20 protein-coding genes are annotated in these 21,157 nt (G+C 61.1%); 10 read left to right on the top strand and 10 right to left on the bottom strand.

Annotated elements, in window-relative coordinates:
- Together HDE80_RS02265 and HDE80_RS02260 are read right to left on the bottom strand one after the other, a co-directional pair.
- Positions 1-624: a LemA family protein gene (locus HDE80_RS02265; protein ID WP_221437382.1), complete on the bottom strand. Its 624-nt coding sequence runs from the start codon at positions 622-624 to the stop codon at positions 1-3.
- 106 nt (positions 625-730) lie between these two features.
- Complete coding sequence (locus HDE80_RS02260; protein WP_184601550.1) at positions 731-1,102, bottom strand: diacylglycerol kinase; 372 nt, start codon at positions 1,100-1,102, stop codon at positions 731-733.
- Between the two features lie 446 nt (positions 1,103-1,548).
- Here HDE80_RS02260 and HDE80_RS02255 point away from each other — a divergent pair, with 446 nt between their 5' ends.
- From HDE80_RS02255 to HDE80_RS02245, 3 genes are all read left to right on the top strand, one after another.
- Positions 1,549-3,102 carry an oligopeptide:H+ symporter gene (locus tag HDE80_RS02255; protein WP_184667424.1) on the top strand — a complete coding sequence of 518 codons (1,554 nt, stop codon included), beginning with the start codon at positions 1,549-1,551 and terminating at the stop codon, positions 3,100-3,102.
- Positions 3,103-3,155: 53 nt separating this feature from the next.
- Positions 3,156-4,430: an ATP-binding protein gene (locus HDE80_RS02250; RefSeq protein ID WP_184667422.1), complete on the top strand. Its 1,275-nt coding sequence runs from the start codon at positions 3,156-3,158 to the stop codon at positions 4,428-4,430.
- A gap of 88 nt (positions 4,431-4,518) precedes the next feature.
- Positions 4,519-5,151 carry a response regulator transcription factor gene (locus HDE80_RS02245; protein WP_255483536.1) on the top strand — a complete coding sequence of 211 codons (633 nt, stop codon included), beginning with the start codon at positions 4,519-4,521 and terminating at the stop codon, positions 5,149-5,151.
- A gap of 23 nt (positions 5,152-5,174) precedes the next feature.
- Here HDE80_RS02245 and HDE80_RS02240 read toward each other — a convergent pair whose 3' ends face one another.
- Positions 5,175-6,221 (bottom strand): isoaspartyl peptidase/L-asparaginase, encoded by a 1,047-nt coding sequence (locus HDE80_RS02240; RefSeq protein ID WP_184667421.1) that lies wholly within the window; start codon positions 6,219-6,221, stop codon positions 5,175-5,177.
- 394 nt (positions 6,222-6,615) lie between these two features.
- On the opposite strand from HDE80_RS02240, the gene HDE80_RS22330 reads away from it, so the two are divergent.
- Complete coding sequence (locus tag HDE80_RS22330; RefSeq protein WP_184667419.1) at positions 6,616-7,974, top strand: 3-oxoacid CoA-transferase; 1,359 nt, start codon at positions 6,616-6,618, stop codon at positions 7,972-7,974.
- Between the two features lie 105 nt (positions 7,975-8,079).
- Here HDE80_RS22330 and HDE80_RS02230 read toward each other — a convergent pair whose 3' ends face one another.
- The 3 genes from HDE80_RS02230 to HDE80_RS02220 all read right to left on the bottom strand — a co-directional run bounded on the left by HDE80_RS02230 (position 8,080) and on the right by HDE80_RS02220 (position 10,641).
- Entirely contained in the window at positions 8,080-9,093 is a 1,014-nt protein-coding gene (locus HDE80_RS02230) for a HAMP domain-containing sensor histidine kinase (RefSeq protein WP_184667418.1), read from the bottom strand.
- 33 nt (positions 9,094-9,126) lie between these two features.
- On the bottom strand, positions 9,127-9,858 hold the full coding sequence (locus HDE80_RS02225) for a response regulator transcription factor (protein WP_184601556.1): 732 nt from the start codon (positions 9,856-9,858) through the stop codon (positions 9,127-9,129).
- Positions 9,859-10,005: 147 nt separating this feature from the next.
- Positions 10,006-10,641, bottom strand: a complete 636-nt coding sequence (locus HDE80_RS02220) for an arylesterase (protein ID WP_184667417.1) — start codon at positions 10,639-10,641, stop codon at positions 10,006-10,008.
- Here HDE80_RS02220 and HDE80_RS02215 point away from each other — a divergent pair.
- The 4 genes from HDE80_RS02215 to HDE80_RS02200 are packed head-to-tail and all read left to right on the top strand — an operon-like array spanning position 10,640 to position 15,699.
- Positions 10,640-11,356 (top strand): ATP-binding cassette domain-containing protein, encoded by a 717-nt coding sequence (locus tag HDE80_RS02215; RefSeq protein ID WP_184667416.1) that lies wholly within the window; start codon positions 10,640-10,642, stop codon positions 11,354-11,356. The genes HDE80_RS02220 and HDE80_RS02215 overlap by 2 nt on opposite strands.
- A complete protein-coding gene (locus HDE80_RS02210) occupies positions 11,353-13,836 on the top strand; it encodes an FtsX-like permease family protein (RefSeq protein WP_184667410.1) in 2,484 nt (827 codons plus the stop codon). The genes HDE80_RS02215 and HDE80_RS02210 overlap by 4 nt, the downstream gene beginning before the upstream one ends.
- 54 nt (positions 13,837-13,890) lie before the next feature.
- Entirely contained in the window at positions 13,891-14,520 is a 630-nt protein-coding gene (locus HDE80_RS02205; RefSeq protein ID WP_184667408.1) for a glutathione S-transferase family protein, read from the top strand.
- A 36-nt stretch (positions 14,521-14,556) separates the two neighbouring features.
- Complete coding sequence (locus HDE80_RS02200; protein ID WP_184667406.1) at positions 14,557-15,699, top strand: SLC13 family permease; 1,143 nt, start codon at positions 14,557-14,559, stop codon at positions 15,697-15,699.
- 18 nt (positions 15,700-15,717) lie between these two features.
- Here the strand turns inward: HDE80_RS02200 and HDE80_RS02195 are convergent, their stop codons facing one another.
- The 4 genes from HDE80_RS02195 to nudE all read right to left on the bottom strand — a co-directional run bounded on the left by HDE80_RS02195 (position 15,718) and on the right by nudE (position 18,834).
- On the bottom strand, positions 15,718-16,491 hold the full coding sequence (locus HDE80_RS02195) for a DUF4097 family beta strand repeat-containing protein (RefSeq protein WP_184601563.1): 774 nt from the start codon (positions 16,489-16,491) through the stop codon (positions 15,718-15,720).
- A 116-nt stretch (positions 16,492-16,607) separates the two neighbouring features.
- A complete protein-coding gene (gene mazG, locus HDE80_RS02190; RefSeq protein ID WP_184667405.1) occupies positions 16,608-17,417 on the bottom strand; it encodes a nucleoside triphosphate pyrophosphohydrolase in 810 nt (269 codons plus the stop codon).
- Between the two features lie 36 nt (positions 17,418-17,453).
- On the bottom strand, positions 17,454-18,269 hold the full coding sequence (cysQ, locus tag HDE80_RS02185) for a 3'(2'),5'-bisphosphate nucleotidase CysQ (RefSeq protein ID WP_184667403.1): 816 nt from the start codon (positions 18,267-18,269) through the stop codon (positions 17,454-17,456).
- 7 nt (positions 18,270-18,276) lie between these two features.
- On the bottom strand, positions 18,277-18,834 hold the full coding sequence (nudE, locus tag HDE80_RS02180) for an ADP compounds hydrolase NudE (RefSeq protein ID WP_184601566.1): 558 nt from the start codon (positions 18,832-18,834) through the stop codon (positions 18,277-18,279).
- Positions 18,835-19,155: 321 nt separating this feature from the next.
- Here nudE and HDE80_RS02175 point away from each other — a divergent pair, with 321 nt between their 5' ends.
- Together HDE80_RS02175 and HDE80_RS22325 are read left to right on the top strand one after the other, a co-directional pair.
- Positions 19,156-20,112: a triacylglycerol lipase gene (locus HDE80_RS02175; RefSeq protein ID WP_255483535.1), complete on the top strand. Its 957-nt coding sequence runs from the start codon at positions 19,156-19,158 to the stop codon at positions 20,110-20,112.
- On the top strand, positions 20,109-21,146 hold the full coding sequence (locus HDE80_RS22325) for a lipase secretion chaperone (protein WP_184667401.1): 1,038 nt from the start codon (positions 20,109-20,111) through the stop codon (positions 21,144-21,146). Before HDE80_RS02175 ends, HDE80_RS22325 begins: the two co-directional genes overlap by 4 nt.
- Positions 21,147-21,157: the final 11 nt, after the last annotated feature.

Here is a 21,157-nt window from a genome sequence, read left to right as displayed (position 1 = left end):
TCAATGGGCCGAGGTAGCAGGCGCTGGCGTATTGGTGCCGAAGTCCACGGTTGGCGCCGTGGAGATGGCCTTTTCGTTATCGACGCTGAAATTCGGTTTGATCTGGTAGCCGAACATTTTGGCGGTGAGATTGTTCGGAAAGGTGCGGATCATCGAGTTGTAGTCAGCCACCGACTGGATATAGCGGTTGCGTGCCACGGTAACGCGATTTTCGGTGCCCTCTAGCTGCGCCTGCAGATTCTGGAACAGGCCGTCGGCCTTCAGCTGCGGGTAGTTCTCAGTGACCGCCATCAGCCGCGACAGCGCACCACCCAACTCACCCTGCGCAGCCTGAAATTGTTTCAGCTTTTCCGGGTCGTTCACTGTATCGGCATTGACCTGCAGGCTGCCGACCTTGGAGCGCGCGTTGGCTACTTCGATAAAAACCTTCTCTTCGTGCTGCGCATAGCCCTTGACGGTATTGACCAGATTCGGCACCAGATCGGCGCGCCGCTGATACTGGTTCAGCACCTCGGACCAGGCCTGTTTGACCGCCTCATCCTGCCGCTGCATGGCGTTGTAGCCGCAACCGGATAAGCCACCGAGAATCAGCAAAAGCACGAGTACGCGCAAAGTTTTCATCAAGGCTTGCTCCATTGCGGATTAACTGCCATTGCAGCACCCCTGCAGCCCATACGCAATAAAGTGCCGGGGTCGGATCAAAACTCCTGATCGGCGCCGTGGCGCCAGGTCAGAACCAACGCGGCAGCAGGATCAGCCCCCAGCTCAACGCCACCAGCACCAGCAGCACGAAAACCGCGGCTGAACCCATGTCTTTGGCACGGCCGGCCAGCTCATGAAATTCCGGACTGACTTTGTCGACTACGGCCTCGATGGCGGAATTGAGCAGCTCAGCTGAGAGCACCAGCATCGGCGGAAAAATCAGCGCGAGCTTTTCAAGTGCGCCGTTGCCGAGCCATAGTCCGAGCGGAATAAGAGCAATGGCCAGACAGGCCTCGAGTCGAAACGAGGCTTCATGACGCCAACCGGCACGAAAACCTTTCATCGACCACTGAAATGCTTTCCAGAGCTGCTTGGGACCGCGAAAACCTTCGGCTGCCATCGTTCGGGATCCGGTCAGGCGATCGCTGGCAGCAACTGGCCAGCAGATTGACAATCGAACAGGCGCTTGCCGGGGATAAAAGACCTGACCACCAGGGTACCCGACGGAATAAAAGCAACGATCGACATGGTAAGGCAAAGGTCCCTGGTTCGAGAGGCGCCTTGGAAGCAGCGCGCTTCAAGAGGCCGGTTCAATCAACAAACACAACCGCCTAATAATGCCACAAGCCCCGATGTTTCAAGATTTGGCTGGCTCCAGCGACTTACACATCAGCCCGAGCAGCCGCAAAGGCTCCCCCCATCGCATGCTGCACTGCTACTACACCCGCGTGGCGAATAGGTTACGCTTCGAGAGATGTGACCCTCTCCACAGTCGCCTTGAACAGGGGATGCCACGGCAGAGCCGCGGTCCGAACCACGTATGTCGAATCACGCACGGAAACGTTAATGGCAATTCAGAATCCGCCCGTCTCGCAAACCCGCTCCTTCAGCGCCGTCTTCCTGATTGAAATGTGGGAGCGCTTTGGCTTCTACGGCATGCAGGTGCTGATGGTCACCTTTTTGATCAAGAAGCTCGGCTTCGTCGATACCAAGGCCAACCTGGTTTGGGGTGCGGCGGCCGCGCTGATCTACGCGACGCCCGCGATTGGCGGCTGGGTCGGCGACAAGCTGCTCGGCACGCGCCGCACCATGCTGATCGGCGCCACGGTACTGATGTTGGGCTACGCGATGCTGTGGATCCCGACGGACGTTCCATACATGGTGTACTGCGCGCTCGGCGTCATCGTCGTCGGCAACGGCTTCTTCAAGCCGAACGCGGGCAATTTGGTGCGCAAGATCTACGAAGGCGACGAAACCCGCATCGATAGCGCGTTCACCATCTACTACATGGCAGTGAATATCGGCTCGATGTTCTCGATGATCATGACGCCGAAAATTCGCGACTTTGTGACCGCTCATTATGGCGAAGACTTGGGGTGGCACACAGCCTTCGGTGCGTGCGCCGTTGGCCTGATCCTGGGTCTTATCATTTACTCATTCATGCGTCGCGCATTGGCGCACATCGGTTCACCCGCAGACGAACGTCCGATGGAGATGCGCCGGGCGCTGCCCGTACTCGTCGCGGCGATCTTGCTGGTGTTCGTGGTGGCCTTCATTCTGCAAAGTCAGGCAGTCGCAAGGGCCTGCGTGTACGCCGCCGGAGTGATCATTCTCGGCGTATTCGCGCATTTGATCCGCAGCAGCCAGAAGAACGAACGCGCCGGCCTGATTGCCGCGCTTGTGCTCACTGTGCAGACCATCTTCTTCTTCATCTTCTACTCGCAGATGGCGACGTCACTGAACCTGTTCGCGCAGCACAACGTGAACCTGTCGTTCGATTTGTTCGGCTGGCACATACTCAACTGGATTCCGGAGCAATACCAAAGCCTCAACGCGATATGGATCGTGATTCTCAGCCCTGTCTTGGTCCTGATCTACAACACGCTGGGCCGCGTCGGCAAGGATCCTTCCATCGCGTTCAAGTTTGCGCTGGGCTTTGCAGCAGTCGCGATCGGCTTTTTCATGTATGGCGTCGGTGGGCACTCGGCGGTCAACGGCCAGGTGTCGTCATGGACCATGGTCTGGGGCTACGGCTGGTACTCGCTGGGCGAAATGCTGGTCAGCGGTCTGGGCCTGGCGATGATCGCGCGCTATGTGCCCTCGCGCATGGGCGGCTTCATGATGGGTGCTTATTACGTCGCGGTGGGCTTGTCGCAGTATCTGGGCAGCATCGTGGCCAACGCGGCACACATCCCGGACAACATCACCGATCCAGTACAGTCGCTGGCGATCTACGTGAGCCTGTTCAACAAGCTCGGCTTCGTCGGCATCGCCTGCGTGGTGGTCGCGCTGATCATGCTGCCGCTGATGAACCGGCTGTCGGCCAGCCACTCCGATCCTGCGGTCAACCACCATCCGCTGCCGGCCGTTCGCAGTGAGGAGTTCGACAACCGCGCCTGATGCGCATCCACCCGCCGCATGATGCGACGGGTTTGCTGGATGATTGATTACCCGTGACGCGACGTCCAGCCCAACGCATCGGTCCGTTTGCACTCACACGCACCCTGGCGTGGCTGAGAATCTGTGCCATCGCCGGCCAGAGCGTCGCCGTGCTTTTCTGCGCGTGGTGGATGCAACTGCAGATTCCGCTGCTGCCACTGTTGGTCGGCATTGGCCTGCTGGGAGTGTTTGCGGTGTTCGCTGCGTGGCGGCTCAGCCAGCCATGGCCGATGCGCGAACGGGAAACCCTCGTTCATATCGCCGTCGATATGCTGGTGCTTGGGTACCTGCTGTATTTCACCGGCGGCGCCAGCAATCCGTTTATCACCCTGCTGCTGGTACCCATCGCCTTGACCGCGGCGGCGTTGTCGGCACGTGCGTTGCTGGCAGTGTCGGCACTGGCAGCCGTGGCTTACGCAATTCTGCTCACTTGGCACGTACCGCTGCCAGTGCCGATGCACGATGATTTCCAAAACAACCTGACCCTGAATGTGGCCGGCACCGGCGTGAATCTGCTGATCAGCGCGCTGCTGCTGGGGTTTTTCATCAATCGGCTGTCGCACGCACTGCGTCTGCAGCAGCATGAAGTGCAACGCGTGCGCGAGCGAGCGTTACGCGATGAGGGCATTTTAGCCATCGCCACCCAGGCCGCCGGCGCCGCGCACGAACTCAATACGCCGCTATCGACCATGCGCACGCTGCTACCTGAGCTACGTCGCGACTATGCCGCCGACGGCCTGCTGTCTGAAGATCTGCTGCTGCTGGAAGACCAGGTCAATCGCTGCCGCACGATCCTTCGCGAGATGGTGGCGTTCGGCAAGGCACAACTTTCGCAGGAATCCGAACGGCTCACCGTCGCCCAGTTCACCCACGGCTGCCTGGAACGTTTTCAGCTGCTGCGGCCAGAGGCGGATGTTTCCCTGGTGCTGGACGACAACACCTCCCGCACCGCGCTGCGCACGCCGCCCGGTTTGCGCCATGCACTGCTCAATCTACTCAACAACGCGGCGGATGCTTCTGCCAGTCGCGGCTCACAGATGGTCGCACTGATCGTGGTGCGCGAAGGCAGCTGGCTGCAGTTGTGCGTGCGCGACGAGGGACCTGGCTTCGCGGTGACCGGCGAACTGGCACTGCTTGGCGAGTCGCAGAAGCAGGGCGGCCTTGGTATTGGCCTGGCACTGGCCGAGGCGACCGCCGAGCGACTCAATGGCGAACTGATCGCCGGCAACACCGAGCACGGCGCCGAAATGTGCCTGCGCCTGCCGCTGGCCGTGATCGCCGACCGATAGCTAACACGGGCTATAGATCGCCATAATGGCGCGATATCGACTGGCCTGAGGCAACAATCCCGTCGATCCACCCGAAAGAAGTGCCACCATGATCGAGTCAAATGAAATCTTGTTGAATCCGTCGGCGTCCCATACCACCCTCTCGACTTCCGGGGCTGTTGCGCGCCCGCTGCTACTGCTCGATGACGATGCGACTTTCGTTCGCGTGTTGGCGCGTGCCTTGGCTTCGCGCGGCTTCGAGGTACTCACCGCCACCAATTTCGATGAAGCGCGTGCGCTGACCCGCCGGCATCAGCCGCGTTACTGCGTGCTCGACCTCAAGCTGGGCGAGGAGAACGGACTGCGACTGATACCCGAGCTGCATGCACTGGTTCCCGACATTCGCGTTTTGCTGCTCACCGGTTACGCCTCCATTGCCACCGCGGTGGAAGCGATCAAGCGCGGCGCGCACGACTATCTGGCCAAACCGGTCGACGCCGACGCCGTAGTGCGCGCCCTGCTCGACGGTGACACCGCCGACAGCGAAGACAACGATCCACCCGATGCACCTGAAGCGCCACTGGCACTGCGCCGACTGGAGTGGGAACACATCCAGCGCGTGCTGACTGAATGCGATGGCAATATTTCCGAAACCGCGCGACGGCTCGGCATGCACCGCCGCACCCTGCAACGGAAGCTGAGCAAGCATCCTGTGCGTGAGCGGCCGGAGCGCGAGGACTGATTCTGGCGGGGCTGCTTGGCGACTCATGGCTGCATTGAACTATCGGCTGACGCCGGCGGCGGATCAGCAATACCATCATCCTCATCGCCATAGATCGCTACGTGTGGCACGCCGTCCGCGCCAATCCAGCCGCGATACATGCCGTCGGTGTTGAAAGGCACGGCAATATCGCCATCCGCATCCAGCGCAATGGCACCGCCATTGCCACCCATCGATGGGATCTCCTGATTGATCACCTCGGCGGCGGCCTCTTTCAGCGGCTCGCGCATCAAGGTGACGCGCATGCAGATCGAATGTGCAGCCACGGTACGAATGTAGTACTCGCCCCAGCCAGTGCCTGAAACAGCGCAATCGCCGTTCGCGTAAGTGCCGGCACCGATGATCGGTGAATCACCGATGCGGCCCCAACGCTTGTCGGTCATGCCACCTGTGGACGTGCCTGCCGCGAGATGACCCTGTGTATCCAGCGCAACCGCGCCGACTGTGCCGAAATGTTTGGCCGTTTCGGCGTCTTGATGCGGCTTTTCATGGGCATCTTCTTTCAAAGCCTTCTGCAACTGCTGCCATCGTTCTTCGGTGCGAAAGTACGAGGGGTCGACCAGCGGCATGCCGGTGCTCTGGGCAAACGCTTCGGCACCCGCACCCGACATCATCACGTGCGGCGATTTTTCCATCACCGCACGGGCCAGCAGAATCGGATTCTTTATTCTCCGTACGCCGGCCACCGCACCGGCGCGCAAGGTAATGCCATCCATGATCGCAGCATCCAGCTCGTTCTTGCCGTCGTTCGTAAAGACCGAACCTTTACCTGCGTTGAAGTTCGGGTCATCTTCCATCACGGTAATTGCTGCAGTCACCGCATCCAGCGAACTCTTGCCCGACTTGAGCTGCGCATAGCCGCTTTGCAGCGCTAGTGTCAGTGCGGAGCGAACTGCCTTTTCCTTCGCAGGCGTCATATCGCGCCTGATGACCCCGGCACCGCCGTGAATAACCAATACAGGCGAGACGGCAGCGTGACTCACGCCAGTCATTCCGAAGACGGCGAGCGCTACCCATAAACGGTGTTTCATACCGTCACTTTCCCTCTCGTGATGCGACGAGTATAGCCAGCCATCCCCGATGGCTTTGTTTCGAAGTTCACCTTTCGGAACTCAACACGAGGAGATAGTTATCCCGTGATTCTGGATTGATCGGCACAAACCCGGCGTTGGATGCCAGCGATCCAGCCGCAGCATGCGCAGAGCGGCTACTGATCTGTTCGATAATTTTCTCTCGACATGGTGATCTCCGATTTTTCAGCATCTCGGATCGAATAACCAACGGCGGCAGCATCACCGGGATGTTTGATGAAGGCTCATGGATCAACGTCTTTCAGAGACCCGATGCGCGCTCGGGTTTGGCGCGAGATGACCATCAGATTCATCGTATCCTAGGCAGCTGATTCTTTACTGCAGGAACCCGGCAATGGACAAGGTGTTTGCAAGCGCGGCAACCGCTCTCGATGGACTGCTGGTCGATGGCATGACTATCGCGGCCGGCGGCTTTGGTCTGTGCGGGATTCCCGAAAACCTCATCGGCGCCCTGCTAGCAGCCGACACGAGGGAGTTGACCATCGTCGGCAACAACGCCGGCGTGGACGACTTTGGTATGGGTCCGCTGCTGAAGACGCACCAGGTCAAGCGCGTGTACGCCTCGTACGTCGGCGAGAACAAGGAATTCGAACGGCAGGTACTGGCCGGCGAACTTGAGCTGCATCTCACACCACAGGGCACGCTGGCGGAAAAGCTGCGCGCCGGCGGCGCCGGTATTCCCGGCTTTTATACACGCACCGCGTTTGGCACCAAACTGGCCGAGGGCAAGGAGACCAAGGTCTTCGGCGGCAAGGAATATGTGCTGGAAGAGGCCATCCACGCTGATCTGTCGATCGTCAAGGCATGGAAAGGCGATGCACACGGCAATCTGGTGTTCCGCGAAACCGCGCGCAACTTCAATCCGATGATCGCCACCTGCGGCAAGATCTGCGTGGCCGAGGTCGAACATCTGGTCGCCGTGGGCGAGCTGGAACCGGACAACATCCACGTGCCGGGCATCTATGTCGACCGCATCATCCAGGGCGAGAAATACGAGAAGCGTATCGAGTTCCGCACGATTGCTGGCGCCAATACCGGCAAGGAAAGCCCGGTGCGAACCGCCATGGCGCAGCGCGCCGCGAAGGAACTACGGGACGGGTTCTACGTCAACCTCGGCATTGGCATCCCGACCCTGGTGGCCAATTTCATTCCCGATGGCATCGACGTGACTCTGCAGTCCGAGAATGGCCTGCTGGGCATCGGTCCTTTTCCGGATGAGGCCAACGTCGACCCGGATCTGATCAATGCCGGCAAGCAGACCATCACCACGCTGCCTGGATCGAGCTTTTTCTCCAGCGCCGATTCGTTCGCAATGATCCGCGGTGGTCATATCGACCTGTCGATTCTCGGCGGCCTTGAAGTTTCAGCTACCGGTGATCTGGCCAACTGGATGGTGCCCGGAAAGATGGTGAAAGGACCCGGTGGCGCAATGGATCTGGTCAGTGGAGTGAAGCGCGTGGTGGTGCTGATGGAGCACAACGCCAAAGATGGCACGCCGAAAATCCGCGAGGAGTGCGAGTTGCCGCTGACGGGCAAACAGGTGGTCGACCTGATCATCACCGACCTGTGCGTGTTCAAGGTCGAGAAAGGTCAGGGGCTGATACTGATCGAGCTCAACGAGGGCGTGACTGTCGATGAGGTCAAAGCAAAAACGGGCTGCGGCTTTACTGTTGATGCGACCTTGCAGCACTGACTATCGATTGGCTGGCGCCTGCCAGTGAAGCTTGGCACCGACGCTAGCGAAGAACAGGTTGAATTCCTGGATTGCTACCGCTTCGAAGCGTTGAATCAGACTACGTCAAGCTTCGACCGGCTGGGCTGGCAACGGCTTGGGAAAGCGGATACGGGCGACGTTCTCGTGCCCGGGGCGCGTCTGCAGTTCCAGCGGCCAGGCAAAGCGCTCACTAATGCGCTGAGCGATGGCCAGTTCAAACCCATGGCGATCGGCGCCGAACACTCGCGCCGATTGTGCTGCAGCGTCCACAGGATGGGGGCCAGCGTGATTGCTCACCGTGACCGCGCCAGGCAACACGGTGATCACCACGCGGCCTTGTTCGGTCTGCTGGCAGGCGTTGCGGATCAGCTGCCAGCACAACACCGAAAACACCCGGCGCGATCCCTGCAACGCGAAGCGTGCGGGCTCTTCCAGCTCAAGTACGATGGGCCGACCGGCGAGCAGGATACGGGCGGCGTCCAGCTCGTGGACCAATACGTCATTCACCACGAAGCGTTCGGAGTCCATGCCCGTATCGGATTCGCGCGCCAGAATCAACAGCGCGTCGACCACCGTCTCCATCTCACGGGTAGCACGCTGGATGCGGCGTACCGAACGCTCGCCGAAATCGCTGAGATTTTCCTCATCGGCCAGCATGTCGACCGACATCTTGATGACGGTGAGTGGACTGCGCAATTCGTGGCTGGCGTCGCGGGTGAAGTTGCGTTCGCGCTGGTTGTAATCGGCAATACGCGTGACGAAACCGTGCAATCCCTTCGACAGCGAAGCAATATCCGCATCCGTGCCGCGCGCAAGAAGCTCGGGGCGCAGTGCATCCGGATTTCCCTGCGACTCGTCCCAGCTGCTGATCATCACGGCGAGCGCGCTCACAGGCCGCCATTCGCGCTTCGTGGCCATCCAGCCGAGAACGATCACGATCACGATCACGGCCATCACCGCCGCCAACGGCGCGACGTTGTAAGCCCCCATCACGCATGTAATCAGTATCGCCGCCAGCTGCAGCGCGAACACCCACGCAATGCGGCGCTTGAAGGCGCCGGTGCGAAATGCTGTCACTGGGTCGCCCTTGCTCGTCATCAACTCAACCATGGTGGCATGCCAACATAGGCATCAAGCCGATTGCGTGGACGATGCCACCTCCGACTCGAGTTCGGCGAGGCGATAACCTGCCGAATGAATCGTGTGTAACAGAGGTTGTGCGAAGGGTTTGTCGATAACGCGACGCAGGTTGTACAGATGCGAGCGCAGCGTATCCGAATCAGGCAACGTGTCGCCCCAGATTTCGCGCTCGATATCCCGACGACTGACCACTCGCGGTGACTCGCGCATCAGGATGGCCAGCAGCTTCAGGCCGATCGGCGATACGGTCAGTTCCTGGCCTTCACGGGTCAGACGCAGCGTGGCGGTATCGAGCGTCATGTCGCCCACGGTCAGCACTTCGGTTGATACCTGACGACGATCCCGGCGAATCAACGCACGCAGGCGCGCCTCCAGTTCGCGGACTTCGAACGGCTTGACCAGATAGTCATCGGCGCCTGCTTCGAGACCGACCAGCTTGTCATCCAGCGTATCGCGCGCGGTTAGCATCAACACCGGCGTGGACTTCTTCGCCTCCTTGCGCAGCTTGCGGCAGACTTCGAGACCATCGAGGCCGGGCAGCATGAGGTCAAGCACGATCACGTCATAGCTGTTCGACACCGCCAGATGCAGGCCACTGACGCCGTCAGCCGCGTAATCCACCGAATAACCCCGGCGCTCAAGGAATTCACCCACCATTTCGGCGATCTGGCGGTTGTCTTCAACCAGCAGAATCAGGCCGGCTTGATCTTCATGTACGGTCATATCTCGTCCTCGTCGCTCTGGCTTCAACTATGTGGATTTTCACAAATGTGAAGAACGAAGACTAAACGCCCGCACGGTGATCGAAATGTGAAGTACAGCCGGGCGACTCGTCACATCAGTGCTTGAGCGCAAACCTGGTTTACGCGGTCATTTCAGCAGCGGTTGCAGCTGCGGCCACACCGTATCGAGTACTTTCGGCTCGGCGCTGGCGACGGGATGCAGCCCGTCGTCCTGCATCATGGCGGGATCAAGTGCCACGCTTTCGAGCAGGAACGGCACCAGTCCGGTGCGCTTGGTCTTTGCCAGATCGGCATAGATGGCCCGCAGGCCGTCACGGTACTGCGGACCGTAGTTTACCGGCAGCTCGATACCCAGCAACAGCACGCGGATTTTCTGCTTCTGCGCCACGTCGATCATCGCGGCGAGATTGTCGCGCAGCGCCGGCAGCGGCAGTCCCTGCAGGCCGTCGTTTGCACCCAGTTCGATCACGAGTACCGACGGATGATATTTCTGCAGCAGTGCCGGCAAACGATTGCGTCCGCTCAACGACGTTTCACCACTGATGCTGGCATTGATCGCGAGAGCCTTCGGCACCATGTCGGACAGGCGCGCGTTCAGCAGGAACACCCAGCCGGATTCGATCGGTATGTTGTGTGCGGCGGATAGCGAGTCACCCAGCACCAGTACCGTCTTCACTGCAGTTTTCTGCGCCGCCGCACCGGCACTGCCGATACCACCCAGCAACAGCCCGCAACACATCATCAAACCAAGGCATCGACGCATGACTGATTCTTCCCGCGCGCTTCTAGAGACCCGCGATGTTAGCAAGTCGGTCAGCGGTCCCGAGGGAAAGCTCGACATTCTGCACAACGTCAGCCTGCAGATCATGTCCGGCGAAAGTTTCGCCATCGTCGGCGCCTCCGGCTCCGGCAAGACCACCTTGCTCGGCCTGCTGGCCGGGCTGGATACGCCCAACAGCGGCAGCATCCTTCTCGACGGCAATGCGCTTGAACAGATGGACGAGGAAGCGCGCGCGGATCTGCGCCGTCGCCTGGTCGGCTTCGTGTTCCAGTCGTTCCATCTGCTGCCCGCCCTCACCGCCGAGGAAAACGTGATGCTGCCACTGGAGCTGGAAGGCAGCAGCGATGCCCGCGCTCGTGCTCGTGCCGCGCTCGAAGCGGTGGGGCTCAGTGCACGGCGGAAGCATTATCCCGCCCAGCTTTCCGGCGGCGAGCAGCAGCGCGTGGCGATTGCTCGCGCCTTTGTGCATAGCCCGCGCGTGCTGTTTGCCGATGAACCCACCGGCAACCTCGACCAACGCACCGGCCACCACATCTGCGACATGCTGTTCGCACTCAATCGCGATCATCACACCACCCTGGTACTGGTCACCCACGACGCCACGCTGGCCGCGCGCTGCGATCGACGAATCGAACTGGAAGAGGGCCGCGTGGTGTCCTCGAACGAGGCCACAAAATTCACGAGCGCCCGCGCATGAAATTGCTGCTGCTCGCCCTGCGCACGGTTCGTCGCGAATGGCACCTACCGGAGCTGCGCACATTGGCCGCGTCTCTGGTGTTGGCGGTGGTTGCGCTCGGCGTGGTCGCCACGCTGTCGACGCGGATCGAACGCGGCATGCTGGCCAGCGCGGCCGAATTGATCGGCGGCGATATCGGCATCGAATCCCCGCAGAACCTGCCCGATACGTTTGCCAATGAAGCCCATCAGCGCGGATTGAACACCACTGTCACCACCAGCTTTCCCAGCGTTGCGTTTGCCAACCAGAAGACACAGCTGCTCGACGTGCAGGCCAGCGATCAGCACTACCCGCTGCGTGGCACGCTGGAGCTGGGCGACGCGACCGGACGCTCGCACAACGGCCAAGCGCCGGCAGCGGGCAGCGTCTATCTCGACCATCGCGCGCTGGTCGCGCTGAACCTCAAGGTTGGCCAGCAACTGCAACTCGGTGGCCGCCAGCTGACCATCACGGCCGAGCTATTGCGCCAGCCCGACGGTGGTGAGCTGTTTGCGCTGGCACCGCGCGCGCTGATGAGCCTCACCGACGCCGAACAGGCCGGACTGCTCGGCGTCGGCAGCCGTGCGCGCCATCGCCTGCTGTTGGCCGGCGATCCGACAGCGGTGCAGAGCTGGCGTGACTGGGTGCAGTCAACAAAACTGCCGCAGGGCGCCGAGTTGGTGACCACCGAACAGACCCAGGAGCGCATGCGCACCGCGTTCGATCGCGCCGGCGCCTTTCTAAGGCTGACCGCGCTGCTGTCGGCACTGCTGGCGGGTGTGGCCATCGCTCTGGCGGCGCAACGCTACGCACGGCGCAAGACAGCCGAAGTCGCCTTGCTGCGCGCGCTGGGCACCTCACGCAAACGCGTGCTGGGCCTGCTGGTTTACACGCTCGCCGCACTAGCCATCCCCGCCGCAGCCATTGGGCTCGTGCTGGCATTGGGGCTGTCCCAACTGGCGTGGCTGTTTGCCAGTCAGCTGTTCGGCAGCGTGCCGACCGTGCTGCCGCTGGGGCCATCGTTCGCCGCCGCAGCGATGGGCATTGCCGTGCTGATCGGCTTTGCGCTGCCGCCGCTGGCGAGGCTGGCCGAGGTGCCGCCGGTGGCGGTGTTCCGTCAAAGTATGGAGCGGCGTGTACGGCGCTTCGATGCGCTGTATCTGATCCCGCTGGTGGTGGCGCTGGCCTTGATCTGGACGCAGAGCGGTTCGGTGCAGCTGGCCGGCATTCTCGCAGCAAGCTTGTTCGGCGTTGCCGTTGTCGCGGCGCTGCTGGCCGCGCTGCTGCTGTTCATTGCCCGACGCGTCGCACCCGGCGCGCATCCCGCGCTGCGCCTCGGGCTGGCCGCGCTGGCACGACGGCGCACGCTGAGCCTGATCCAGGCCACCGCGCTGAGCCTCGGACTCTGCGCCCTGCTGCTGCTTGCCATCGTGGCGCCTTCGCTGCTGCAGGGCTGGCGACAGGAGTTGCCGACCGATACACCGAACTGGTTCGCGCTGAACCTGCAGGATGACCAGCGCGCCGGCTTCGAACACGCGCTGACAGGCATTGGCGGCGAGAAGCTCAACATGGCGCCGCTGGCAGTGGGCAAGCTCACCGCGATCAACGGCAAGCCGATCGATTCGATCAAGTTCGCCGATGAACGCTCGAAGGACTCGGCCGATCGCCAGCTGCGGCTGTCATGGGCCAGCGAGCTGCCGCCGGCCAACCAGATCGTCGCCGGCCAGTGGCCAAATGCACACCCCGCGCAGGCGATGGTGTCGATCGACACGATGTGGCGCGACATGTTTTCGTTGAAATTGGGCGACACGCTGAGCTTCAACGTCGGCGAAGGCAACCTCGACGCGAAGATCGGCAGCATCCGCAAGGTCGACTGGAGTTCATTCCGGGTCAACTTCTTCCTGCTGCTCGATCCCGACCACGCCAGCAGCTTGCCGCATACCTGGCTCGCCAGCTTCTACCTGCCGCGCACGCAAGCGAATCAGCTGGCGCAGCTGTCGCGCGACTACAGCAACCTCAGCCTGATCGACGTCGATTCGTTGCTCGATCGCGTGCGCGAGATCGTCGATCGCGTAGGCAATGCCGTGCGCTGGATCCTTGGTTTCAGCCTGCTCGCCGGCGCGCTGGTGCTGTCGGCGGCGCTCGCTGCCAGCGCCGCCGAACGCCGTCACGAAGCGGCCCTTCTACGCACCCTGGGCGCGCGTCGCAATCAACTGCGTGCGGCCGCCGCTTGTGAATTCGCCTTGCTCGGCCTTGTCGCCGGACTCACCGCAGCACTTGGTGCCGCCGGTGCGGGCTTGTGGATGGGGCATGCTGTCTTCCATATCGATGGCTTCGTGCCTCCGCTATGGCCGCTTGCGCTTGGCGCATTGAGCGCGGCCATCGTGGTGATGCTGCTGGGCCTGGCCGGCACGCGCAAGGTGACTCAAACATCGCCGATGCGGTTGTTGCGGGAAGGCTGATGCTGTTCGGATATTCTCACCGGCAGGATCGCAGCCATTACCGAGAAGCCAACCATGTATACGCTCTACTACTCCCCCGGCACCGCCAGCATGGTCGTGCACCTCGCGCTGCTGGAAATCGGTGCGCCGCATGAGTTGCGGCTAGTCGATTTCGACACGGATGCGCAACACGATCCGGACTATCTGAGGCTCAATCCGGGTGGCGTCGTGCCGACCCTGGTGATCGATGATCGGGCGTTGACCGAATCTGCTGCGCTGTTGATGATTCTGGCCGAGCGTCACCCTGAAGCGAAGCTGGCACCGTTATCGGGTACGCCTGCGCACGACGCCTGGACACAGTGGATCGTGTATCTCAGCAATACGCTGATGTCGACCTATCGACTGTGGTTTTATCCAGCCGAACTGGGTAGCGACGACCACGATCCGGCAATACGCGCGGCGCTGCAAAAAAAGATCGAAGGCATATGGGATCGGCTGGATGCGCATCTCAAGGCCAATGGTCCGTACTTGCTGGGCGCCGAATTCACTGGCGCCGACCTGCTGCTGGCGATGCTGATGCGCTGGTCGCGCAATATGCCGCGACCGGTCAGCGAGTGGCCGGCATTGAATCGGTTGGCGGCGCTGATTCGTGCGCGCCCGAGCTGGCAGAGGCTTTACCAGATCGAAGCGCTGAGCGGATGGTGATGGTGATGGCGGCAGTTTCGACGGATACGCCATCGCATGAGTGATGCAGCCAATCCAGACGCCGCGCCGTTCTCGTGGCGGCAAAAGCTGAAGAGCGAATGGTTGCTGCTGCTGTTCGGCACACTGACGATTGCATTGGCACTGTTCGATCCGCAACCACTGGCAAACTATCAACACTGGCTGCAGCTGCCGACGCTGGCCGGGTTGATGGGCCTGCTGATCGCGATCCAGGGAATTCGCGACAGTGGGTTGGTGCAGCGCGCTGCCGTCAGCATCGCCGCACGCGCGCATTCGCTGCGTGGACTCGGCTTGCTGCTGGTAGCGGCAACGGCACTGCTGTCGATGGTGCTGACTAACGACGTGAGCTTGTTCCTGATCGTGCCGCTGACGGTGGTGATCGGCGGCATATCCAATCTGCCAGTGCTGCGCATGGTGGTGCTGGAGGCGCTGGCGGTGAATGCGGGCTCCACCTTGAGTCCGATCGGCAACCCGCAGAACCTGCTGCTGTGGCAACACGCGCGGCTGCCCTTCCTGCATTTCGTCGTTGCGATGCTGCCTGCAGCTGCCGTGATGTTTGCGCTGTTGACAGCATTCACCCTGCTGTGGCTACCGCGCGATGGCATCGAGCTGAGCATGGACAGGATGAGCGGCCAAACGACGTCAAAGCGGCTTGGTACAGTGTCGATGATCGGCCTGGTCGGCATGGTCGTGCTGATGGAGTACGACTACGCACTGCTGGGTGCTGTGCTGCTGCTGGTGCTGTTTGTGCTACTGGCACGCGCGAGCCTGACGCGAATCGACTGGCTGTTGCTGGTGACCTTTGCCGCGATCTTTCTGGGGCTGGGGCATTTCGCCGAACTGCCACTGGTGAAACACGGGCTGGATCAGCTCGATTTCAAGCAGCCACTGACGGTCTTCATCAGCGGCATTCTTGCCTCACAACTGATCAGCAATGTGCCGGCGACGGTGCTGCTGCTCGATCGCGCACCTGATGCGATTGCGCTGGCGGTGGCAGTCAATGTGGGTGGTTTCGGTCTGGCGATTGGTTCGCTGGCCAACCTGATCGCCCTGCGGCTTGCAAAACAGCCGCACGGCTTGCGGTTGCTGCACCTGGTCTCGATTCCGTTTTTGCTGGTTAGCGCACCGCTGGTCTATCTTGCCTGGCACTGGCTCGGATGATTCGGTAACACCTGCCGCTCAATCATCATCGCGCGGCAGGCTGAGCTTGCCTTTGACGCGGGCATGGGTGACGTCGCCACTACCCATGGCACCGAGACTGAAGCTGCCACCGACATCCTTGACGCCAAGATCGCCCGAGCCCAGCGTGTCGGCATGCACGCTACCGCCGACCCGACGTAGCATGACGTCACCCGAGCCGATGCTGCCGATCTTCGCATCACCCTTGATGCCCTCGATCTTGACGTCGCCGGACCCCACCGAACCCAGCTCGAGACTGCCGATATCGCTTGCATCGATATCGCCCGCCCCCAGGCTCGCGGTGAACTTGCCCGACACGTGGCGCACGTGCAGATCGCCCGAGTTAACTCGGCTCTGCAACTGTCTTACGCCGTTGACCGTGGCGTTGCCCGAGCCGACGCTGAGCGTGACCGGCAAACGCGCCGGTAGTTGCATGTTGATATCCAGGTAGGCATACGAACTGCCAAATAGGTTGGAAGGTGCCTGGCTGTCGGCGCCGATATCGATCAGCAGTTGATCGCCCGCCAGCTTCTGGGTGACCTGCAAGCTGTTGAGCACGGCGTTGTCGGATGTACACGCGTGGCCGGTGACGATCACCTTCTGCGCGGCATCAGTCGCGGTGAGATGCAAATTATGGCTGTGCACGTCGATCTGTACCGCATGCACACCAGTCAGGTTGATTTGCAGATTGCGCGGCGCCTGATATTTGCACGGGGCAGCAGCGAACACGGACGCAGGGGCCAGCAATAAAATGGCGATAAAAAGGCGGCGCATGGTGGAATCCGTGGAAGGTCGACACCTGTAGGATGCCATTGTCGGCGGAAAGGTTGCACGCCGATGTTTATTGCTGTGCATTGGAGCACGTCAGCGGTGACTTGCCCAATAACCGATCACCCGCGTTCGATGGCCTTCGCACGTTGCCATAGAGATTCCTGCGCGGCCAGACTCTGCTGCGCAAAGATTTCACCATCAGCCGCCGCCAACTGTTCCATCTGACGAAAACGTCGCTCGAACTTGCGGTTGGCATGGCGCAGCGCACGGGAGAAATCGACCTTTGCATGGCGTGCCAGATTGACCATCACGAACAGCACATCACCGATCTCGTCTTCCAGCCGCGCAGGATCGGCGCCATCGGCGAACTCGGCATGCACCTCGTCCACTTCTTCAGCCAGCTTGGTGAGCACCGACTCCGGCTCGGGCCAGTCAAAACCAACGCTGGCCGCGCGCTCTTGCAGCTTTCGTGCGCGCTGCCATTCCGGCAGGCCCGAAGAAATGCCGGCCAACGCGCTATCGTCCGCCGACTCGCCTCTGGCCGTGCGTTCGGCCGTCTTGCTGTCTCCCCATGCCTGTTTTCGCGCGGCGTCATCGGCAAATTGCGTGTCGCCGAATACGTGTGGATGACGACGGCGCATTTTGTTGCTGATCGCGTCAGCGACGTCGGCAAAGTCGAACAACCCAGCTTCCTTTGCCATCTGCGCATGGAAAACGACCTGCAGTAGCAGATCACCCAACTCGTCACGCAAATCATCCCAGTGACCGCGATCGATCGCATCGACAACTTCGTAGGCTTCTTCAAGCGTGTACGGTGCGACGGAGGCAAAGTCCTGTTTCACATCCCACGGGCAACCGCGTTCGGGATCGCGCAGGCGCGCCATGATCGCCAGCAGGTCGTCGAGGCTGTAACGTGTGGTGTCGGTCATCTATGGCTCTTCAATGGGTGCAGCCGAGTTTGCTGATTACACGTAGCCAGTGGCCCGTAAACGCGCTGCCCAATCCACGCTGGTATCGCCGACGGCGATGAACTCCGGGTTGAGCAGCGACTCGCCGCGGTTGTAGGTGAACGGTTTACCCTGCAGGTCGAGCACTGCGCCGCCCGCTTCCTGCAGCACGCATTGCGCAGCCGCCGTATCCCACTCGCTGGTCAGGCCCAGTCGCAAATAGACGTCCGCCGCACCACGGGCTATCAAACAAAACTTCAACGACGAACCCAGCGGAACGAGTCGATGGTCGTCGCCCAGCAAGGTCTGCAACATGGCGGCCTGCTCGTTGCCGTGCGAACGGCTGCCGGCGAGCACTGGTGGCTGCGCCAGCGCGCGCGCCTGGATGCGCTGCCATTCACCGCCGGCCTGCGTCTGCAACCACGCGCCATCGCCATGTTCGGCGACGTAAAGCTCACCAGTGACCGGCGCCAGCACTACGCCAAGCACCGTCTGCCGATCGTCGATCAGCGCAATGTTGACGGTAAATTCGCCGTTGCGCTTGACGAATTCGCGCGTACCGTCGAGCGGGTCGACCAGCCAGTAACGCGACCAATGCTGACGCTGCGACCAGGCCAGCGCTTTCGCCTCTTCGGATAAAACCGGCAGGACAGTCTCCAGCGAGGACAGGCCATCCATGATGACCTTCTGCGCCGCGAGATCGGCAGCCGTGAGCGGCGATGCATCGGCCTTGGTCTGCACCGAAAAATCGCTGCGGTAAATCGTCATGATGGCTTCGCCGGCAGCGCGTGCAATCTCACCGATGTGCCGGGCGAACTCGGGTACAGAACTCATGAATGGCTTACTGCCGCTCGAAGCGACCAGCGAGGTATTCGCGGGCCATGAACAGCGCGGCGATCGAGCGCCCTTCGGTCACATCATCGCGACCAATCAGGGTGTGCAGCTCGGACATCTTCCACGGCACCACGTCGAGTTCTTCCGGCTCGTCGCCAACCAATCGCTCGGGATACAGGTCTTGTGCCAGCACAACATGCGCCATATGCGTCATGTAGGACGGCGAAAGTGAGAGGTTGTGCAGGATCTTGAGCTTGCGCGCGCCATAGCCAACCTCCTCCTTCAATTCGCGCTCGGCGCCTTGTTCGGCGGTTTCGTCCTGGTCAAGCCGGCCTTTTGGCAAGCCCAGCTCGTAGCGGCCCACGCCAGCGCCGTATTCGCGCACCAGCAAGACGGTTTCGTCGTCGAGCATCGGCACGATGATCACCGCACCCAGCCCGCTGCTCTTCAATCGCTCGTAGGTACGACGCTCACCATTGGAGAACTCCAGATCGAGCTGCTCGGCACGCAAAAAATGGCTGTTCTGAATGTCTCGCGTGGCGTGGATGATGGGTGGTTTGCGCATTTCTCCATTCTAGCCTGCCATCGTTAGAATTCGCCGGTGAGTCGCTCGACATAGACAGATCGAGACACTTGATTATCGGGACCGGGCGTGTGCGTATGCACATCGCTCGGGCAACCTGTATTCATTGAATGGCGACTTGGTTATCAGGTCTATTCTTTTGCGACGCACAATATAAATGGCGGATATTTATGAAGTTTTATTTGACCGCCCTACAGGTCGAATGGATACTCCGGCGTACGGACAGTCACGCTGATACATGCCGGGGGGCAGCGGTGCAGTGGCCGTGAGGTCCAACTGACATCCATCTCAAAGGGGAATTGCATGCGTTCGCTACGATTAGCCTTGCAGGCCATGTTGATCACGCTGTTTATTTCGTTCGCCGCGTCCGTCGGTGCCCGAACCACCACCGCCGCCAGCAGTAGCGGCTACACCCAGACCCGCTATCCGATCGTGCTGGTGCATGGCCTGTTCGGCTTTGATCAGCTGTTTGGCACGATCGATTATTTTTACGGCATTACCGATGGCCTGCGCAGTGGCGGCGCCACGGTTTACGCAGTCGAACTCAGCCAGCTGGGCAATGACGTCACCCGCGGCAACCAGCTGATCGCCCAACTGGAAAACCTGCAAGCGGTTTACGGCTACAGCAAGTTCAATCTGATCGGCCACAGCCAGGGTGGCCTGGACGTCCGCTACGCCGCTGCGGTGCGGCCTGATCTGGTTGCCTCGGTCAGCACCTTCGGCACGCCGCATACCGGCAGCGCCGTCGCGGACGGCATTGCCACGCTGGCACCGCCAGGCAGTGCACAGCGCGCACTCGCGGTGGCGTTTGCCACCGCGCTGGGGAATCTGATCGACACGTTCTCAGGCGGCAACAATCCACAAAATGCGCTGGATGCGCTGAGCCAGCTCACGACCAGCGGCACGGCGCAGTTCAACGCGCAGTTCCCTGCAGGCATGCCGACTTCTTCGTGCGGATCAGGTGCCGCGGTAGTCAATGGCATTCGTTATTACTCTTCAGGTGGCACTTCGGTGCTGACCAATGTGCTTGATCCGTCTGACCTGCTATTGGGCGCTGGCAGCCTGTTCTTCAGCGGTAGCGCAAACGATGGCCTGGTCGGACAGTGCTCCAGCCACTGGGGTACGGTTATCCGTGACAACTACGACTGGAATCATCTGGACGAGGTCAACCAGTTGCTGGGACTGCGTGGCGTGTTTTCTTCCGATCCGGTGGCGGTTTACCGTGACCAGGCCAATCGCCTGAAAGGTCTGGGACTGTGAGGTCACGCCGCCAGCTGGGATGGATACTCGGCGTGGCGGCGCTGGTCTGTGCGGGGCTGTTGCTGCGAAATAATGCCGCGGAACTATCCAAGACGGGCACTCCCGTCGCGAAGACCACCGCTGCGACAGCAATCCAGCAAGACAATGACTCACTGCGTGGATCCCGGGCGACAGCCTCTAGCAACGCACTTCGCGATCCGCACTTCGTGCTGAAGAACGGGTCGCTGCGCGGTACGGAGCCCGATGGCGGCGTGAGCGTGGGCTTCGGCGGTCATCTGAAGCCCGACATGGGCTTACGCCGACTGTTCGACTACTACCTCGTGCTCATCGGGGAAACGGATCTGTCGGGAATCCGCACCTTGCTGCACGATGATCTCCTACGCCGTCAACTCGATGCGCCCTTGATCGACGAAGTGATGGCGAGCTTTGATCGATACACGCTCTATCAGCAAGCGGCTGTTGCACTAGCCTCACAGACAGGGTTGTCATTGGATCAGCAACTGGCCCAGATCACTGCGCTGCGCCGTCAGATGCTGGGCGATGATGTCGCCGAGGCGTTCTTCGGCGATGAACAGCGACAACAGCGGCAAACGCTGCAGCATCTGGCCATTCAATCTGACCCCAGCCTTTCGCCAGCCGAAAAAGCACAACGACTGCAGGCACTGGACGCTGCGCTGCCAGCAGCCGAGCAGGAAGCCCTGGCGCAAACTTCGCTGGGCAACACGGTTCAGAACCAGACCGACGCGTTCGATGCTGCGCAGACAGACGCCGGCACGCGCTACGCTGAGCGTGCGCAAACCTGGGGTGATGCTGCCGCCGACCGGTTGCAGCAGCTGGACCAAAGCCGCGCGCAGTGGCAGGCGCGACTCAACACCTATGCACAACAGAGCCAGGCCATCCAGGCCGATACCTCGCTGGATAGCGGGCAGCAGCAGGCGGCACTGCAGCAACTGATGACAAGCAGCTTTAACGGCACCGAGCAGTTGCAAGTGCAGGCCATGCAGAGCAACGGTCTACTCGGCAAAGCACGTTGAACAACGCGCAC

It is taken from the genome of Rhodanobacter sp. A1T4 (assembly GCF_014207185.1).
In the GTDB taxonomy this organism is placed as follows: Bacteria; Pseudomonadota; Gammaproteobacteria; order Xanthomonadales; family Rhodanobacteraceae; genus Rhodanobacter.
The sequence above is the reverse complement of the archived record's forward strand: the minus strand, read 5'-3'. Positions and strand labels throughout refer to the sequence as shown.

Bases quoted from the DNA above. Each gene is read 5' to 3' on its own strand.
- HDE80_RS02205 (WP_184667408.1), top strand. From the start codon at position 13,891: ATGTATACGCTCTACTACTCCCCCGGCACCGCCAGCATGGTCGTGCAC.
- HDE80_RS02215 (WP_184667416.1), top strand. From the start codon at position 10,640: ATGACTGATTCTTCCCGCGCGCTTCTAGAGACCCGCGATGTTAGCAAG.
- HDE80_RS02230 (WP_184667418.1), bottom strand. From the start codon at position 9,093: ATGACGAGCAAGGGCGACCCAGTGACAGCATTTCGCACCGGCGCCTTC.
- HDE80_RS02200 (WP_184667406.1), top strand. From the start codon at position 14,557: ATGAGTGATGCAGCCAATCCAGACGCCGCGCCGTTCTCGTGGCGGCAA.
- HDE80_RS22330 (WP_184667419.1), top strand. From the start codon at position 6,616: ATGGACAAGGTGTTTGCAAGCGCGGCAACCGCTCTCGATGGACTGCTG.
- HDE80_RS02225 (WP_184601556.1), bottom strand. From the start codon at position 9,858: ATGACCGTACATGAAGATCAAGCCGGCCTGATTCTGCTGGTTGAAGAC.
- mazG (WP_184667405.1), bottom strand. From the start codon at position 17,417: ATGACCGACACCACACGTTACAGCCTCGACGACCTGCTGGCGATCATG.
- HDE80_RS02245 (WP_255483536.1), top strand. From the start codon at position 4,519: ATGATCGAGTCAAATGAAATCTTGTTGAATCCGTCGGCGTCCCATACC.
- HDE80_RS02210 (WP_184667410.1), top strand. From the start codon at position 11,353: ATGAAATTGCTGCTGCTCGCCCTGCGCACGGTTCGTCGCGAATGGCAC.
- HDE80_RS02255 (WP_184667424.1), top strand. From the start codon at position 1,549: ATGGCAATTCAGAATCCGCCCGTCTCGCAAACCCGCTCCTTCAGCGCC.
- HDE80_RS02220 (WP_184667417.1), bottom strand. From the start codon at position 10,641: ATGCGTCGATGCCTTGGTTTGATGATGTGTTGCGGGCTGTTGCTGGGT.
- cysQ (WP_184667403.1), bottom strand. From the start codon at position 18,269: ATGAGTTCTGTACCCGAGTTCGCCCGGCACATCGGTGAGATTGCACGC.
- HDE80_RS02240 (WP_184667421.1), bottom strand. From the start codon at position 6,221: ATGAAACACCGTTTATGGGTAGCGCTCGCCGTCTTCGGAATGACTGGC.
- HDE80_RS02195 (WP_184601563.1), bottom strand. From the start codon at position 16,491: ATGCGCCGCCTTTTTATCGCCATTTTATTGCTGGCCCCTGCGTCCGTG.
- nudE (WP_184601566.1), bottom strand. From the start codon at position 18,834: ATGCGCAAACCACCCATCATCCACGCCACGCGAGACATTCAGAACAGC.
- HDE80_RS02175 (WP_255483535.1), top strand. From the start codon at position 19,156: ATGCGTTCGCTACGATTAGCCTTGCAGGCCATGTTGATCACGCTGTTT.
- HDE80_RS02260 (WP_184601550.1), bottom strand. From the start codon at position 1,102: ATGGCAGCCGAAGGTTTTCGCGGTCCCAAGCAGCTCTGGAAAGCATTT.